This window comes from Nostoc sp. DedQUE08, assembly GCF_034530895.1.
GTDB lineage: Bacteria > Cyanobacteriota > Cyanobacteriia > Cyanobacteriales > Nostocaceae > Nostoc.
The window spans coordinates 21681-38327 of record NZ_JAVRCD010000072.1 but is presented as its reverse complement, the minus strand read 5'-3'; the positions used below and the strand labels follow the sequence as shown (position 1 = coordinate 38327).

The following is a 16647-nucleotide window of genomic DNA, read 5'->3' as shown; positions in this document are numbered from 1 at the left end:
CCCAGTCCCTAGTCCCTACGATTAATTCAGAAATCAAATCAGATTGCTATAGATACGATTGATACGATTAATGAAATCGATCGAATATTCAAATTCCTGTACTATGATTTCATAAAGAACAGTTAAAAACTCAAATTCTCTAATTCCTGCCATAAAACTTTACAAGTATTTTAATAATTATAAAAATTGATTCCCGATCGCAATTTTGGCTATAAATTTTCTTTTCTATAGCCAAAATTTCGTTAGATGTCTGGTGGGCGATCGCTCTTGAAGCGGACATAATAAAAAACCGCGTCCTATTTGGGGCAAGAAGACACGGTTCAATCGAAATATTTAGTTATAATATTACAAAAATCAAAGTAGAATTTGATTTATACCAAAGTAATCGATTTACTGGGATTTGTTTCCTGGTTCATTAACTTTCTCTGTTGTGGGAAGAATTTGGCGATCGTAACTTGTCTTTTCTTGGGTCAGAGCGATCGCACCAAAGAAAATCGCACTACCTACAGCCAAGGCTACCATCGGACGCTTGAGTAGGATAAAATCTCTGAGAATCCTCGCTAAAGGTCGGCTTTGGCGACGTAGCGATGAAGACATCATCAATTGTCTCCAAGTAAACGGATCGCGGACATAATGACCACTTTGGCAAACTACTAGCCTTTCCTGGCAATAGGGACAGCAAAACAAACCCATGCGTGTTTTAACTGGTTTTGGCGTGGCATTTCTTTGGCAAATTGGGCAAGTAACATAATGATTATCAAAAGTGTGTATATTCATTTACCTCATCCGCCTAGTCCATTTACTCGCTCTATAACAATAGCTATATTGAATTGGGGTCAATGTCCGATCTGACATCAGGCATCAATCATACATACATTCTATTACTACCAAGGATGGCTCAATAGTCGCAACACGAGTATAGCTAGATTTAAACAAGGATGACTCATGGTTCATGTTTACGGATGTGTCCACCCAGTCGAAAAAACTTTGTTGTCTCTAGAAAAAATAGTGTTGGCGCTCGCTCGCACCCCATTAGCCACAGCTACGCCCAATTTAGGCATTGCTGACCCCTAAGTAATAATTGTCTCTCATTTAACCATTCTCCCCACACAAATTTTGCACAATGACATTTTTAGCTAAAGCTTTGTAAGTTAAGCAAATAAAGTCTACTTGTCCGGTTGCTAAATAATGGCTCACAATGATAAGTAACAGATAAAAATTTAAATTTTTTCTTACATTTACCCCGCCTCTCAATGACTCTCTTGCCTCCCACTCAACTGAGGAAGGTAACGGAACAACCTGCCTTTCCTACACCTTCCGCTCGTTTAGCTCACCTAATTAATCGTTTTCAACCATCCCCAGAAACAGTTGTGCTGTTTTTAGCCATGCTCATTGGCGGTGGTACTGGTATGGGTGTAGTCACCTTTCACTATTTAATCCAGTTGGTTCACCAGCTGATGCTGGAAAATTTAATGGGTCAAATTGGCGGCTGGGGTGCATGGACTTTAGCCTGCGTTCCCACCCTTGGCGGATTAATTGTTGGCTTGATGCGTTGGCGCACTCAAGACTTTGGCCCTGGACTTTCATCTCTCATCGCCGCCTCTCAGGGAACAGAGATTAAGCGACCACTAAGACCAGTTAGCAAAATGCTGGCCGCATCTGTTACTTTAGGGAGCGGTGCTTCTTTGGGGCCAGAAGGGCCGAGTGTCGAAATTGGCGCAAATTTTGGGATGTTGTTCTCTGTGATCCTCAATGTATCTCAGGAACGACAACGTTTGCTGTTGGGTGCTGGCGCGGCGGCGGGACTGGCGGCGGGATTTAATGCTCCCATCGCTGGAGTATTTTTTGCTCTAGAGGTGGTGATGGGAGCGACATCTTTCGCTACTTCTGCTGTCAGTGTGGTGCTTTTAGCTGCGGTGGTAGCAGCATTAATTGCCCAAATCGGTTTGGGGGCCCAACCTGCTTTTGATTTACCTGTTTACCAAGTTCGCAGTCCTTTGGAATTACCTCTTTACCTTGGCTTAGGTTTAGGGGCCAGCCTCGTTTCTCTGGCTTATACTCAATCAATTCGGGGAGCAAAAGCTTGCTTTGCTGGCAAAGTTCCAGGTTTTGATTTTTTGGGACGAATTCCTCAGCCGATTCATCCAATTATTGGCGGTGCAATTATTGGCGCTGTTGCTTTGCAGTTCCCGCAAATTCTGGGTGTCGGTTATGAAACTGTAGAAGCAATGCTTCAAGATGTGGAGTTTCCACTCTACTTATTGGTGGTGTTGTTGGTGGTGAAGTTATTGATGACTGCAATTAGTGCAGGTAGTGGTTTCATTGGTGGTTTGTTTGCACCAGCAATGTTTTTAGGTGCTTCTTTTGGGTCGGCTTACGCCAAAATATTGGCTGTAGCATTCCCGACAATTTGCGATCAAATGGCGGCTCCCCCAGCTTACGCAATGGTGGGAATGGCAGCAGTATTAGCTGCTAGTGTGAGAGCGCCGTTAACGGCTATTTTAATGCTGTTTGAATTAACCCGCGACTATCGGATTGTTTTACCGTTGATGGCAGCTGTGGGTTTAAGTGTTTGGCTAGTAGAAAGGATTAAACCAACTTTTAACTCTAACTCTAATCTACAACAAATTGGTCTTTCGGAATTGAAAGATGAACAATCGGAAATTGTGCAGCAAATTTTGGTAGAAGATGCCATGTATCCCTGTCCCAAAAAGTTACCTGCAACTTTGGGAGTATTAGATGCTGCTGTGGAAATGACCCGCGATCGCGTTCGTAGTGCTTTAGTATTCGATCAAGCAGAGCAATTAGTTGGTATACTTTCTTTGGAAGATATTAACCGTGCCCTTGCTATTTGGCAAACATACCCAAATTCTTTAACCGAAATTCCCGATAATTTATCCAGTCAAACCCTCATAGACATTTGTACTACTGAAATTCTCTATGCATGGCAAGATGAACTTTTATCTGAGGCTTTAGACCGGATGAGTCTTCGAGGTTTACATCAATTACCAGTGGTAGCACGAGACAAACCCGATCGCATTTTGGGTTTATTAGAAAAAGAGCAAATTGCCTTAACCTGTAATTTAGCAGTCACGCGCAAGGCACTTCGCCACTATTTACCAGTCTTACCTACTACAGATATAGTCATTAGTCATTAGTCATTGGTCATTGGTCATTAGTCATTAATCATTGGTCATTAGTCATTAGTCATTGGTCATTATTTTTCACAAAGGACAAATGACACTTGACTAATGACTGTTTATAGTCATTGTTTTTCACAAAGGACAAAGGACAAATGACAAATGACAACAAAGAATTGACTAATGACCATTTATTAAGCCGTGGCTTCTATGGCTTCATCATCTTCACGATCTTCTGGATCTACTTGTCTCAGACGAATGTGCTTTTTGCCTAAAGTGATCGCAAACTCATCTCCTGGTTTAAGATTCATCTGTTTTGTATAAGCTGAACCTATCAGTAAGTTACCATTCGATTGCACACTAATTCTATAGCTAGCACTACGTCCACCACGCCCATTAGCACTGGGTGTACTGTCTAACTGAATGCCTTCAGCATCAATTAGGGCATTTAAGAACTTCATCATATTGACGCGCTCTATACCATTTTTGGTAACGGTATAGTAGCCGCACTTCTTAGCTTTGTCTTCTTTGCTCTCGTTCTCTAGCTCTTTGACTTTTTTGAGCAGTTCTTCGCCGAGTAAGGGTTCAATTTTTTTCTGTTTAGGCATCAACTTAGGTCGAAAATGAATGTTTGAAGTGTTTGAATCGATTTTATTTTAGCTGAGGTTGAGCTAACAGGAACATAATCCTTTAGTTTTTATCTCAACCTAGCCAAGTATATTACACTCAGATGCACAATTGTTATGCCATTACCAATATTGGCAAGACAATCTATTTTAGAAAATCCTGGCAATGCTGATAACTATATATCTATATATATAGTTTGTGAATTCCTGCTAGACTATATAAGTTTTAAGTTTTCTAAACTAACCTCAAGAGGTTTTCTATTTCTTAAGGATGAGAACTGAGTCACAGAATGATAAGCAAAACTGATCCTTAGTGATTGGTCAATGGTAATTAGTCATTGGTTATTTAGAAACGACAAACTAAAGAAGTCTCAGAGTCGGAAGCCGACCATCAGAATTTCTTTTCAGGGAGATGCAGTGCCAACAAAGACAAAAGACAAACAACAAAACTTGCCAAAATGAAATTAACTACCAGAGGACACTATAGTGTAAAGGCGTTGCTAGATTTGAGTTTACAGCCAAGATATGGGCCTGCATCTGTAAGAGCGATCGCAAAACGCCAAGATATCCCAGCTCCTTACCTCGAAAAACTACTAATAGAAATGCGTCGTGCATCAATAGTTAAATCAATTCGTGGTAGCATCGGCGGATATCAATTGGCAAGAGAGCCTGCACAAATATCTATAGGAGAAATTTTAGAAGCTGTTGGCGAGACTAGCCATTTACCTCATCACACCCCAGCACCAACACAAGCTGAAGATTGGGTAACGTTTAGCCTTTGGCAGAGACTCAACCAAAAACTCAAAGAAGCTTTATACAGTATTACTCTGGCAGACCTTTATTACGATGCTCGCAGTCGGCAAGCTTCCCTTGGAGAAGAAGCTAGTTTTGTGGTTTAGTCAAGAGTCAATAGTCAAAATATTGACCCTTGACTTTTAACCCAAGACTTGTGACTTATGACTAATAATATCTATATCTTAATAATTGCGGCATTTTTAGATTATTTAATTGGCGACCCTTGGGATTGGCCTCATCCAGTACAAGTTATGGGGTGGGTAATTTCTCGCCTGACCAAGTTTTTTCTCCACTTATGTCAAAATTCTCTAACACAACGCCTAGCTGGAATTGCACTAGCTATTATTTTAATAATTGGTAGCGGTCTTGTAGGCTTTTTGATGATTCAAATTGCCAGATGGGTTCATCCACTCTTAGGAATTGCAATAAATACAATTCTTTTGGCTAGTTGTTTTGCTGGCAAAAGTTTGCGAGTAGCAGCGGAGGCTGTTTTACAACCTTTAACAGTCGGAGATTTAGAGAAGGCTCGTAAGATTTTAAGTAATTACGTTGGTCGAGATACTCAAAACCTCTCACAAGCAGAAATTTACCGAGCCGTTTTAGAAACTGTTGCAGAAAATGCCACCGATGGGGTGATGGCTCCGCTTTTTTATGCAATTATTGGTGTCTTTATACCAATTGTGGGGCCAACTCCCTTAGCTTTAGCATATAAAGCCAGCAGTACCCTTGATTCAATGGTGGGCTATCGGGAAGCACCCTATACTTATTTAGGATGGTTCTGTGCGCGCTTAGAAGATTATTTGACTTGGCTACCTTGTCGGTTAACAGTCGTGACTCTGGCACTGCTATCGGGTAAACCGATGCATATTTGGCAAATTTGCCGTCGCGATGCAATTAACGATCCTAGTCCCAATTCTGGCTGGAGTGAATGCGCCTATGCGGCATTTTTAGGTGTACAGATGGGGGGTACAAATTGGTATCGGGGGGTAGCTAAGTACAAACCACTGCTAGGAGATGCTCTTTATGCCATTACTGCAACTTCTATTCAGAATGCTTTACAGCTGACTCGATATTGTTATTTGCTATGGTTAGGGGTAGCGATCGCAATATTCTTAATGCTCCCAAATAGGTAATGATAAATATAAGTTAGGAGTTAGGAGTTAGGAGTTAAGAATAAAAATTCCTAGCTCTTAACTTATCACTCCTAACTGATGACTCGCTATGTCTGCCAAAGTAGTTGAAATTCTCTCATCCGAAGAAATCCGTCGTACCTTAACTCGCCTTGCCTCTCAAATTGTCGAAAGGACGCGTGATTTGTCTCAACTGGTGCTTCTTGGTATTTATACCAGGGGTGCGTTATTAGCCGAATTATTGGCGCGTCAGATTGAGACGCTCGAAGGTGTAGCAGTGTCAGTCGGTGCTTTGGACATTACATTTTATCGAGATGACCTTGACAAAATTGGATTGCGGACTCCAACGAAAAGCGAAATTCCTTTTGATCTTACGGGGAAAACGGTTGTACTCGTGGATGATGTGATTTTCAAAGGACGGACGATTCGCGCGGCTCTGAACGCAGTCAACGATTACGGCAGGCCAGAGGTGATTCGTTTAGCGGTGTTAGTAGACAGAGGCCATCGAGAATTACCAATTCACCCAGATTTTATTGGCAAGAAGTTGCCTACAGCTAAAGAAGAAATTGTCAAAGTTTACTTACAAAATTGTGATGGACGAGATGCAGTAGAGTTGATTGCAGATTAGGCTATGGAGGGCAGGGGGCAGAGGAGCAGGGGAGCAGGGGAGCAGAGGGGCAGAGGGGCAGGGGCAGGAAGTACAACTTTTTGTGTCTGATGCATGAATCCTGCATTTTGTCCCTCATGTACTTGAAAAATAATCTCAGTAATCAAACGGACATGAGATTACGGGTAAGGGTAAGGGTAACTGTGAAAAGAAGTCTGTAGAACCTCGTTAAAAAATAAAGATTGTTTGGCTGTGTTGTCAGCAAACTACAACTCCTAATGAGAAAATAAGATATTCCAACCAAGCGATCGCCATAAAATTGTTGACAAACCTGTTAATCAGACCCAATTTTTTTGAATTTAAAGCAAACAAAAGCATTATGGAACATAACCTAGAACATTAGTGCCTTAAAATACTCCTGAAAGCCAGTCCTTGTTTTATAAGTTTTATGTAGAATTTGGTGGTGAGGTTATTTACTTGATTCTCACTTGCAGCAATCCAGGTTTCATTTATGAGTCAGTCTTTTTCTCAAAACCAAGCAAGACGAAATCACCAACAGAGACTCTGGCAACAAAAATGGAGTTTAAAGACTAAAGCAATAGTTTGGGCACTAAGTATCAGCGTCCTTCCTGTAGTTGCAATTGGAACAGCTACTTACAACTATGGCATTAATTTAATTAACACACAAACTCCGCAAGTAAGACTTGAGAGTAGAGAAAGTTCAATAGAAACTGAACTTGCTCTACAAAGACAATTGTCACTCTTGTTAACTGGTATGGGAGTGACAGCAATTTTAGCAGGTGCGATCGCTGTTTTTGTGGCGAATCGAGTTATGAGTCGAATCAGCAACGTTGCTGCAATCTCTAATAAGATTAAAAAGAGGCTACGTCCAGACAGTGAGTTTACTCAAGTCTTTATCGCTAGCCAAGATGAATTAGTGATGTTAGAGAAAAACATCACCTCATTCACAGACCTGCTTTCGGTTTTGGTAGAGGAGAAAGAAGCCGAAGCCGATTATTCCCAAATATTAATCAAAATTACCCGTTGGGTTCGAGAATCATTCAATGAAGAAGATGTTCTAAAAACTACCTCAGAAGAAATTCGTAAAGCTTTAAGCATCGATCGCGTCACCATCTTTTGCTTCGACTCGAACTATAATGGAACCTTTATCGCCGAATCAGTAGCACCTGGTTTACCGAAAATATTAGGGGTTACAGTCTCCGATCCGGGATTTGAGGCAGGGTATATAAAAAAATACCACAATGGTAGCATCCATGCTATTGATAATATCCATCAAGCCGATCTCAGTGATGCTGATATTGAGTTGCTGGAGCAATTTGCTGTCAAATCTAATTTAGTCGCACCTATTCTCAAAGGCAAACAGCTATTCGGTTTATTGATTGCACATCAATGTTCTAGAATTCGCTTTTGGCAACAATCTGAGATTGATTTGTTCTCTCAAATAGCCATGCAAGTAGGATTTGCCCTTGACTACGCCAAGCTTCTACAAAAAGTAGATACCAAAGCAGATAAAGCTCAGGTATTTATCGAAATTACCCGTAACATTCGCCAATCGCTCAACGAAGAGGATGTCCTCAAAACGACGGTCGAAGAGGTTCGCAAAGCTCTGAGTACTGACCGAGTACTGGTTTATAGCTTTGATGCTAATTGGTCTGGAATTATAATTGCCGAATCAGTGGTTCCAGGTTATCCCAAAGTTTTGCGGTCTGAAATCCAAGACATCTGTTTCAGTCAGGGTTATGTAGAAAAGTATCAATCTGGTCGCGTTGTAGCCACAAACAACATTTACCAAGCCGATTTGGCTGATTGCCATATTAACTTACTCGAATCCTTTGCTGTCAAAGCAAATTTGGTCGCTCCTATTCTCAAAGATGCACAGCTATTTGGCTTATTAATTGCACATCAATGCTCCAGACCCCGTGATTGGCAACAATCTGAGATTGATTTATTTGCTCAGATAGCGATGCAAGTCGGGTTTGCTCTCGACCATGCAAGACTCCTGCAACGAATCGAGGCTGAGGGTGTGCAAAGTCAGTTGTTAGCAGATACTATCGGCAGTATTCGCCAATCACTCAACGAAGAGGATGTCCTCAAAACCACTGTGGAAGAGGTTCGCAAAACTCTGAGTACTGACCGAGTCATGGTTTATAGCTTTGATACTAATTGGTCTGGAACAGTGATTGCTGAATCAGTTGTTCTCACCTACCCAAAAGTTTTACGAGCTGAAATCCAAGACCCATGTTTCGGTCAAGGCTATGTAGAAGAGTATCGCTCTGGTCGCGTTCTGGCAATCAACAACATTTATGAAGCCGGTTTGGCTGACTGCCATATTAACTTACTCGAATCCTTTGCTGTCAAAGCAAATCTGGTCGCCCCCATTCTCAAAGATAAAGAGCTATTTGGCTTGTTAATTGCACATCAATGCTCCAAACCCCGCGATTGGCAACAAACTGAGATTGATTTATTTGGTCAGATAGCAATCCAGGTAGGGTTTGCTCTCGACCATGCAAGACTTTTGCAAAGAATCGAAGCAGAAAGGATGCGAAGTCAGTTACTAGTGGATATTATCCGCAGCATTCGCCAATCCCTCAAGGAAGAGGATATCATCAAAACTACTGTGGAAGAGGTTCGCAAAGCTCTGAGTACTGACCGAGTGTTGGTTTATAGCTTTTACGCTAATTGGTTCGGAATTATTATTGCTGAATCAGTGGTTCCAGGTTATCCCAAAGTTTTGCGGTCTAAAATTCACGACCCTTGTTTTACTGAAGGTTATGTAGAAAAGTACCAATCTGGTCGCGTTGTCGCAATCAACAACATTTATGAGTCTAGTTTGGCTGATTGTCACATTAAACTGCTCGAATCTTTTGGTGTGAAAGCAAATTTAGTAGCACCAATTATTAAAGATGAGCAGCTATTTGGCTTGTTAATTGCACATCAGTGTTCTGAACCCCGTGATTGGCAACAATCTGAGATTGATTTATTTGCCCAGATAGCGATGCAAGTAGGATTTACTCTCGATCATGCTAGGCTCCTACAAGCGTATCAAACTGCTGAAGCTAACTGTGAGGAATAGTAGGGGCGCGCAGCTAACTGTGCGCCCTTAATTGATATATGTATTTTTACGTTACGCTTAGTGTAACTTTTGACGAAGCTGCGAGGGCGATCGCTAATGGTAAAATTCGATGTTCCTGAATTTGAATCCTGGCGTGGAGTGTTTCTGCTGTATCATCCGGCAGTACTGGTACTGCGGCTTGCATTAATATTGGGCCGCTATCCATTTCTAAGCAAGCTATATGCACTGTACAACCAGTAATTTTTACCCCAGATGCCAAAGCTTGTTCTACAGCATGAATTCCTTTGAAACTAGGTAACAAACTCGGATGGATATTGATAATCCTCTCAGGAAAGGCATCAATGAAAACTGACGTTAATAGTCGCATCCACCCTGCCAAAATCACCCATTCTACATCGTAGTGCCGCAATGTCTGCACAATCTTTTCGTCAAACTCTTCTCGGTTTTGATAGTTGCGATGATTTAATAAAACAGTTTCTACACCTCTATTAGCTGCTCTGACGGCTGCTTTTGCCGACGGGTTATTGTAAATTAAAACTTTAATTTGGGCATTTAGCCGCCCATCTTCGATAGCTTGGGCAACTACGTCAAAATTGCTGCCATTCCCAGAAGCCATAATTCCCAATTTTAAAGGGGCGAATTGTTGGCAATCATTGCTAATGTTGGGAGAAATTAAGCTCAGGGTAGAATCAAGGCAAAGAGTCATAACAGCTAGAAAGGTTAATTATAGATGCCAAAAATATATACTAAGTCGTGGTTGGATAATGATACAGTAGCCGCGTGGATTTTTCTCGCACCAGCATTAATTTTGCTGGGTGTTTTTATCATTTGGCCGATTGCCTATTTGTTCTACCTCAGTTTCACTGCTGGTAGTTTCACTTTAAAAGGTATTTATTGGATAGGCTTAAAAAACTATTGGCGCTTGCTGCTCGACCCCGACTTCTTGCAAGTGGTGGGTAACACTTTTTATTTTACGATCGCCACTATCATTCCCAGTTTAGTTATCTCCTTGGGGTTAGCAGTACTATTAAACCGTTCCATTCCCTTGCGGGGCATCCTGCGGAGTGCCTATTTTCTACCTTCAATTATCTCACTTGTGGCAGCAGGTTTGGGGTTTCGCTGGCTGTTTCAGACATCAGGCCCAGTTAACGGACTTTTAGATTTTTTTGGCATTTCAGAAATATCCTGGCTAGGAGACACATTTTGGGCAATGCCAGTAATTATTTTAATGAGTATTTGGAAACAACTGGGTTTCAATATGGTAGTTTTTTTAGCAGGGTTGCAAGCAATTCCTCCCAGTCGTTATGAAGCAGCAGACTTAGATGGAGCAAATGCTTGGCAACAATTTTGGTATATTACTCTGCCCGGATTGCGCCCGACTGTGATATTTGCAGTCATTACTACCGCAATTTTTACATTGCGGAGTTTTGAGCAAGTTTTTGTGATGACTGGCGGTGGGCCACTAAATTCAACTAATTTGCTGGTTTACTACATTTACCAAGAGGCTTTTGGTCAATTTGATTTTGGTTATGCAGCAGCAGGAGCGACTGTATTATTAGCAGTGACGCTGGTACTAGTTTATTTGCAACTGCAAACTTGGGGAGAGGAGTAGAGGAGGCAGGAGGCAGGGGGCAGAAGGCAGGAGGAGGAGCAGGGAGGATTTTGGAAGTTGCTAAGAGGGTGTTTATAAATAAAAAATAAAGAGGATCGCAGTCATTTCGTAGGACAGGTATTTTAAAAAAGACAGTCGTCATATTTGAATCGGATGCCATGAGTCGAAAACCTTATCCCACAGACATTTCCGATACCGAATGGGATTTGATTAAATCAATGATTCCAGCAGAACGTAAGCGCAAACGTGGAAAAAAGCGTGAAATCGAGATGCGGGAAGTGGTAAATGCGATTTTTTACATCTTGCGCGCTGGCTGCTCATGGCGAATGATGCCTCACGATTTACCAGCATGGCAAACTGTATACTCATATTTTCAACGTTGGCAGCGCAAAGGTATATGGCAAAAAATTCATTCAGTTCTGCGATCGCAACTCAGGCAACTCGAAGGACGAGATGTAGAACCATCCGCAGGAATTATAGACTCACAAACAGTGAAAACAACTGAGAAAGGAGGGGTCAACGGCTATGATGCCGGAAAAAAGATTAATGGTCGCAAACGCCATATCCTTGTTGATACGATGGGTTTAATTTTGATAGTTGTTGTACATACAGCTTCAATTCAAGACCGTGACGGAGCAAAACTGGTACTAGATAAAATTCAATACTCATTCCCCAAGCTGCATTTAATTTGGGCAGATGCTGGATATGCTGGAAAACTAGTTGATTGGGTCAGGTATTTTATTGGCTATGCAATTGAGATTGTTAAACGCTCTGATGACACTTCAGGCTTTAAAGTATTACCTCGACGTTGGGTTGTGGAACGTACACTTGCATGGTTAGGTCGCTATCGTCGTCTCAGTAAAGACTACGAATATCATCCCCAAACAAGTGAAACCATGATATACGCCGCTATGACGCATTTAATGTTACGTCGATTAGCCCGTAATCATAGTCGCTCAACCGCTTAAGAATTATTTTATAAACACCCTCTAAGCTCGACTTTATCCAAAATTAAGAACTTGCTTATCTTGATACGGCAAAAACCCTAGCTTTTTGGCAAAAACTTTTTCCATGTCACTGATTATCGGTTAAATCTAAAAAGTAAAACTACCGTCCCACAAAGGTTTCAGTGTCAGGTTTTGGGTTTCGTAAAAATGGATAAAGTCGAGCTAAGATAATACCGCAAATGTGCAATGCCAAAAAATTTAGTGTATTGAAAGTGTATTGAATTAGAAACAGCTAGAGTTTTTACTTTTTATATAAGCTGCGATATTCCCAAGGATTTATAAATTTAGTATCGCTCCAAATGCCGAGCTGTTGCTCCTTAGCCTTAGCTTCGGCTTGTTGAACTAAATCTTTACTAGGACACTTGTTTAAATAAGGGCGATAGACTTTTGCTAAACCTTCTTGCAACAATACCTGTTGCACAAAAGTACCATTTTTTAAACGGACTTCGGCAATTTTGCGTCCATAGCGATCGCTATCGGTGATATTCAAAGTTACGCGATCGCCTCCTTGTTGTACCAGTTGTTGCACCCGTTCTTGGGCTTTTACACCCCAAGTAAATTGATTGCGATCGCTAGTACGTTTACTCTGCTTTTCTTTATTAGTATGAGCTATTTCTGGCGCATCTACACAAGCAAAGCGCACGGTAAGATTTTTGCCATCGGCATCTTTCACTACTAAAGTATCACCATCACTGACTCGTTCAACTGCTTCTCCAGAAGTACCGATAAAGCGATCGCAGCCGATCAAACCCAAAATTATGATAGTTGCGCAAAGCCAAAATCGCACTGCTTTAGTTAATTTCTCCATCCAAAGTTACCAAATTATCTCTGTGGGATGATACTAGCAAAATGAAAAGATATATTTGTTAACTGTTGAGATACTCCCACAGGCAATTCAAAATTCAAAATGATAAGACCCTCTGGCGGCAACGGAATAGAAAATGCGGATTAGTATAAGAATTGTAACCTTCCAATTGTCAGCGGGAATTTCTAATGAACTTCTTGACTCACGTTCTGCATCTAGCTGGTACAGGTGTCTTTGCCTATTACTCTGCTGCTCAAATTCGTGATTCTAAAACCCGTCCCAACATCCTTGCCGGGTTTCAGTTGGCCGAATCTGGCTCTGTGCCATTTTTATCTGCACTTAGCGATCGCGCAGCTGCTGAAGGCGATACATGGCTAGCCGAAAAACTAGCAAAACATGCATCAGATGAAACTAAGCATGGTCAAATTTTTGCCCACGCCTTACAACAGCTGAATAAACAAGTTATAGATTTCAAACGTCAACCCCAAACTACATCTACAAAAAAATCACAACAGCGTAGTCCCTTTTTCGCAGCATTCTATGAAGGCTACACCCAAGAACAGCTAAAACCAGCTGTAATTGACTGGGATGTGTTTATGGCTAGCACATACATTCTGGAGTTAGATGCTAGCAAAGACTTTGCGCGAATGGCAAAAGTATTACCTGATAACGAGCCAACCGCTCGTAACTTGAAGTTAGGAATGCTAAGTATTGCCCAAGACGAAACTGGACATGCTGCTTATCTCTACGAAGCGATGATGCGCCGGATGTCTGCAACTGAAGTGCAAAACCTCGTAGATATGTGGCGAACTCGCAAGGTAAACGCCTTGTTGGCAATGGTTGGCGGTATCCTTCAGCGTAATGGCGAAACGCGATCGCTAGTCCAAGATAGTGCGCCGTCGGAAATCGATTCTGAGTTAGTAGCTACGTAATTATAGATATTTTGAGTATCTAATCATGAACTACCCTTAACTCAAAAAGCGTGGAGAGATTACCTTGTCTGGAAGACTCTACTTGATTGGATAGCTATAGGACTCATATTTGATTTTTGAAAAAAACTCAGTACACCTTTATTCCTTCTTCCCAGTCCCCAGTCCCCAGTCCCCATTACCCCTTATCCCCAGAGGGGGCCCCACCATCCCCAGTCCCTAGTCCCTACGATTAATTCAGAAATCAAATCGGATTGCTATAGTTATCTAATTACAAAATAAGCGATGCCTACGGCGGTAAACTACGCACTTTGATGATTACTGTTACAGTAATCATCAAACATCTGCCTCCAGTTGACTGTGAAAGATAGCAAGTATCTACTGTATTGTCATATTCCCGCAGCTGCTACACTAGTTATGAAAGACCTAAAACAAGTAATAATCAGATAACTAGCGGTATATCCAGCAAATCTGAGTCAGGTGATTCCTACAACAAAACTATGAAAGCTGAAGCAGAAAACCATTTCAGGCTGACTTGTGAAGTAGAAACTACCCTAAAAGTGATTGGCGGACGCTGGAAAGTTTTAATTATTAGAGAATTAATGACTGGTGTCAAACGCTTTGGTGAGTTGCAACGAGCTTTACCTGGAGTTACGCAAAAGATGCTAACCCAGCAACTCAGAGAAATGGAGGAAGATGGAATTATTCATCGAGAAGTTTATCCCCAAATTCCACCCAAGGTAGAATATTCACTGACACCTTTAGGAGAAACTTTGCAACCAATTCTCTATGCTATGCATGAATGGGCTGTGCAACATTTAGCTCGAACAAATCACCATTAATGTTGATTATAGTCAATAAATAATAATTGCTAATTTAACTTGAATATGTAGGGTGGGTTATGGCTTTCGTAACTCACCATTTGAGGTTTTCGGTGCGTTACGCTAATGCGCTAACACACTCGACACATCTACTAATACCAATTCAATTAATGATTGCAACATATCCTTGGGTAAAGACGCGATTTATCGCGTCTCTACAAATGGTCTATTTGTCGCATTCGTTTTTTAAATTGGTAGAATTATTTGCGCTTACTTAACTTAAATAATAATTGCTAATTTTCAATTCGAGTGAGCAGATTTATCTATGAGGTCTTAAATTTTGAATTTTAAGTTTATTCATTGCTTTTTAAATATTCAATCGCTGCCTCTAATTTTGAGGGGTAACTTTCAGCAAACCTTTCAAACCAAAGTCCTTCAGATGAAAGTGGATCTACTTTGGCTAACCATTCTTTTGCTTGCACTTTCAAAGCCTCTAGTTGTTTGGCTTTGAGTTGTTCTTGTTGAATCCTTTCTTGTTCTAGTTCTTGGTGTCTTTTTAATTCAATAGCAGCATCCTCTTGGGCAAAATCAGCCTGAACTTCTGCCAAAAGCTTATCCATGAAAGATGCCGACTTTGGCAATGGTGGAATAAACGATTTGGCTGTGGCTGATTTTGATTGCGGTTGTGGTTGTACTTCTTTGTATTCAGTTTCGAGTTGAGCTAACAGCTTATCAAGGGAATCCATTTTTGCAATTCCTAAAAAATAGTATAGTTAGTCATTAATAGCATTGAGTAGCACTTCCGATAGACTCAAATCTTCCATATCTTCCATAGTAATCGTGTCACAGATATCAAACTTAGCACCAGCACTTTGGAGTTCATCATCTAAGACTTTGAGAAAGCGGGTAGCTTGTTGATCTGTGCCAACTTGAATAAAAGAAATAGCTAATTCTTCATCTCGATCGATGCGACGAGAAGCTTCAATAATCACCCTCATGACTGCTTTGCGATCGTCTGGTTCACCATCAGTAACTACTAAAATTGTTTCACCATTTGGCTTGGTTTGACCGGCTGCTTTGCGTTGAAGGTAATCATCCGTTGCATGTTTTAACACACTTGCTAAGTCAGTTGTACCAGAGGGATCGTTCTCTCGAAAAATTTGTGATACCTTGCTGGATGTGACATTTTCGTATCGCTTGAATTTGCCAGAAAATACATAGATAGTAATTCCATCTGGGTCAAATTGCTCACATTTACTAGCTAAAGCTAAAGTTGATTCTTGGGCTGCAACCCATCTAGTTCTACCACCCTTTTGATCTTGGGTTGCCATACTACCGCTTTTGTCAATGATCAAGGTATAATCACGATTTTCTAGCATTATTCAATTCTCCAATTAAAAATTAATAGTTACTGGATACATTAGTCAGTTATGGCGTTCGTCAATACATCTACAAGACTCATTTCTTCTAAGTCGTCTAAAGTGACGGTATCGCAAATATCAAATTTAGCGCCAACACTTTGTAACTGGTCATCCAAGGCTTTGAGGAATTTAGTTGCTTGGGCATCTGAACCTACTTGAATAATCGAAATTGCTAATTCTTCATCACGTTCCATTTGGCGAGTAGCATGAATGATGACTTCAAACACAGCTTTGCGATCGTCTGGTTCGCCATCGGTGATAACTAAAATTGTCTCTCCATTTGGCTTGGTTTTACCAGCTGCTTTGCGTTGAAAGTAGTTATTGAGGGCATCCTGGAGTACACCAGCTAAATTTGTTGTGCCAGCAGGGTCATTTTCGAGAAATATCTGGGCGACTTTGGCTGAGGTGACATCATCGTAGCGTTTAAATCTACCAGAAAACACGTAAACGGTGATACCATCGGGGTCAAACTGTTCGGCCTTTCTGGCCAAAGCAAGAGTAGACTCTTGAGCGATTTCCCATCTACTTCTACCACCCACTTGGTCGGGTGTAGACATACTACCGCTTTTATCAATGATTAAGGTATAGTCGCGATCGCTCATCATAATCTTCCTTTGATTGTTACCCTGTGGTTCTAGTCTAATCTACGAATTTGACGAT

General features: G+C 41.1%; 18 protein-coding genes. 10 read left to right on the top strand and 8 right to left on the bottom strand.

Annotated features, from left to right (window positions below):
* Positions 1-139: 139 nt before the first annotated feature.
* Entirely contained in the window at positions 140-280 is a 141-nt protein-coding gene (locus RMY64_RS31735; protein ID WP_322686503.1) for a hypothetical protein, read from the bottom strand.
* Positions 281-390: 110 nt separating this feature from the next.
* Positions 391-777: a hypothetical protein gene (locus RMY64_RS31730; protein WP_322673143.1), complete on the bottom strand. Its 387-nt coding sequence runs from the start codon at positions 775-777 to the stop codon at positions 391-393.
* A gap of 168 nt (positions 778-945) precedes the next feature.
* Between RMY64_RS31730 and RMY64_RS31725 the strand changes: the two genes are divergently transcribed.
* Both RMY64_RS31725 and RMY64_RS31720 read left to right on the top strand, forming a co-directional pair.
* Positions 946-1074, top strand: coding sequence for a hypothetical protein (locus tag RMY64_RS31725; protein ID WP_322673144.1), 129 nt, complete (start codon positions 946-948; stop codon positions 1072-1074).
* 179 nt (positions 1075-1253) lie between these two features.
* A complete protein-coding gene (locus tag RMY64_RS31720) occupies positions 1254-3158 on the top strand; it encodes a chloride channel protein (RefSeq protein WP_322688473.1) in 1905 nt (634 codons plus the stop codon).
* A gap of 176 nt (positions 3159-3334) precedes the next feature.
* Here the strand turns inward: RMY64_RS31720 and RMY64_RS31715 are convergent, their stop codons facing one another.
* Positions 3335-3748 (bottom strand): AbrB family transcriptional regulator, encoded by a 414-nt coding sequence (locus RMY64_RS31715; protein ID WP_322673146.1) that lies wholly within the window; start codon positions 3746-3748, stop codon positions 3335-3337.
* Positions 3749-4224: 476 nt separating this feature from the next.
* Here RMY64_RS31715 and RMY64_RS31710 point away from each other — a divergent pair, with 476 nt between their 5' ends.
* The 4 genes from RMY64_RS31710 (at position 4225) to RMY64_RS31695 (ending at position 9392) form a co-directional block, all read left to right on the top strand.
* A complete protein-coding gene (locus tag RMY64_RS31710; protein WP_289798377.1) occupies positions 4225-4665 on the top strand; it encodes an Rrf2 family transcriptional regulator in 441 nt (146 codons plus the stop codon).
* Between the two features lie 57 nt (positions 4666-4722).
* Entirely contained in the window at positions 4723-5694 is a 972-nt protein-coding gene (gene cbiB / locus RMY64_RS31705; RefSeq protein WP_322688474.1) for an adenosylcobinamide-phosphate synthase CbiB, read from the top strand.
* 88 nt (positions 5695-5782) lie between these two features.
* Positions 5783-6319: a bifunctional pyr operon transcriptional regulator/uracil phosphoribosyltransferase PyrR gene (pyrR, locus tag RMY64_RS31700; protein WP_094353001.1), complete on the top strand. Its 537-nt coding sequence runs from the start codon at positions 5783-5785 to the stop codon at positions 6317-6319.
* Positions 6320-6809: 490 nt separating this feature from the next.
* Positions 6810-9392, top strand: coding sequence for a GAF domain-containing protein (locus RMY64_RS31695; RefSeq protein WP_322702111.1), 2583 nt, complete (start codon positions 6810-6812; stop codon positions 9390-9392).
* Positions 9393-9438: 46 nt separating this feature from the next.
* Here RMY64_RS31695 and purN read toward each other — a convergent pair whose 3' ends face one another.
* Entirely contained in the window at positions 9439-10098 is a 660-nt protein-coding gene (purN, locus tag RMY64_RS31690) for a phosphoribosylglycinamide formyltransferase (RefSeq protein ID WP_322702110.1), read from the bottom strand.
* Between the two features lie 24 nt (positions 10099-10122).
* On the opposite strand from purN, the gene RMY64_RS31685 reads away from it, so the two are divergent.
* Together RMY64_RS31685 and RMY64_RS31680 are read left to right on the top strand one after the other, a co-directional pair.
* Complete coding sequence (locus tag RMY64_RS31685; protein WP_322673150.1) at positions 10123-11004, top strand: sugar ABC transporter permease; 882 nt, start codon at positions 10123-10125, stop codon at positions 11002-11004.
* Positions 11005-11162: 158 nt separating this feature from the next.
* Positions 11163-11972 (top strand): IS5 family transposase, encoded by an 810-nt coding sequence (locus tag RMY64_RS31680; protein WP_322702109.1) that lies wholly within the window; start codon positions 11163-11165, stop codon positions 11970-11972.
* Between the two features lie 280 nt (positions 11973-12252).
* Here RMY64_RS31680 and RMY64_RS31675 read toward each other — a convergent pair whose 3' ends face one another.
* Complete coding sequence (locus tag RMY64_RS31675) at positions 12253-12819, bottom strand: thermonuclease family protein (RefSeq protein ID WP_322702108.1); 567 nt, start codon at positions 12817-12819, stop codon at positions 12253-12255.
* 185 nt (positions 12820-13004) lie between these two features.
* Here RMY64_RS31675 and RMY64_RS31670 point away from each other — a divergent pair, with 185 nt between their 5' ends.
* Positions 13005-13748: a ferritin-like domain-containing protein gene (locus RMY64_RS31670; protein ID WP_322673152.1), complete on the top strand. Its 744-nt coding sequence runs from the start codon at positions 13005-13007 to the stop codon at positions 13746-13748.
* 497 nt (positions 13749-14245) lie between these two features.
* Positions 14246-14587: a helix-turn-helix domain-containing protein gene (locus tag RMY64_RS31665; RefSeq protein WP_322673153.1), complete on the top strand. Its 342-nt coding sequence runs from the start codon at positions 14246-14248 to the stop codon at positions 14585-14587.
* Between the two features lie 332 nt (positions 14588-14919).
* Here RMY64_RS31665 and RMY64_RS31660 read toward each other — a convergent pair whose 3' ends face one another.
* Genes RMY64_RS31660 through RMY64_RS31650 form a run of 3 tightly spaced genes read right to left on the bottom strand, consistent with a single transcriptional unit; the run spans position 14920 to position 16592 of the window.
* The gene (locus RMY64_RS31660; RefSeq protein WP_322688480.1) at positions 14920-15312 is read right to left on the bottom strand and encodes a salt stress protein, Slr1339 family; all 393 of its coding nucleotides are present in this window, start codon (positions 15310-15312) and stop codon (positions 14920-14922) included.
* A 27-nt stretch (positions 15313-15339) separates the two neighbouring features.
* Positions 15340-15945, bottom strand: coding sequence for a vWA domain-containing protein (locus tag RMY64_RS31655; RefSeq protein ID WP_292869171.1), 606 nt, complete (start codon positions 15943-15945; stop codon positions 15340-15342).
* A gap of 41 nt (positions 15946-15986) precedes the next feature.
* Positions 15987-16592, bottom strand: coding sequence for a VWA domain-containing protein (locus tag RMY64_RS31650; protein WP_322688481.1), 606 nt, complete (start codon positions 16590-16592; stop codon positions 15987-15989).
* Positions 16593-16647: the final 55 nt, after the last annotated feature.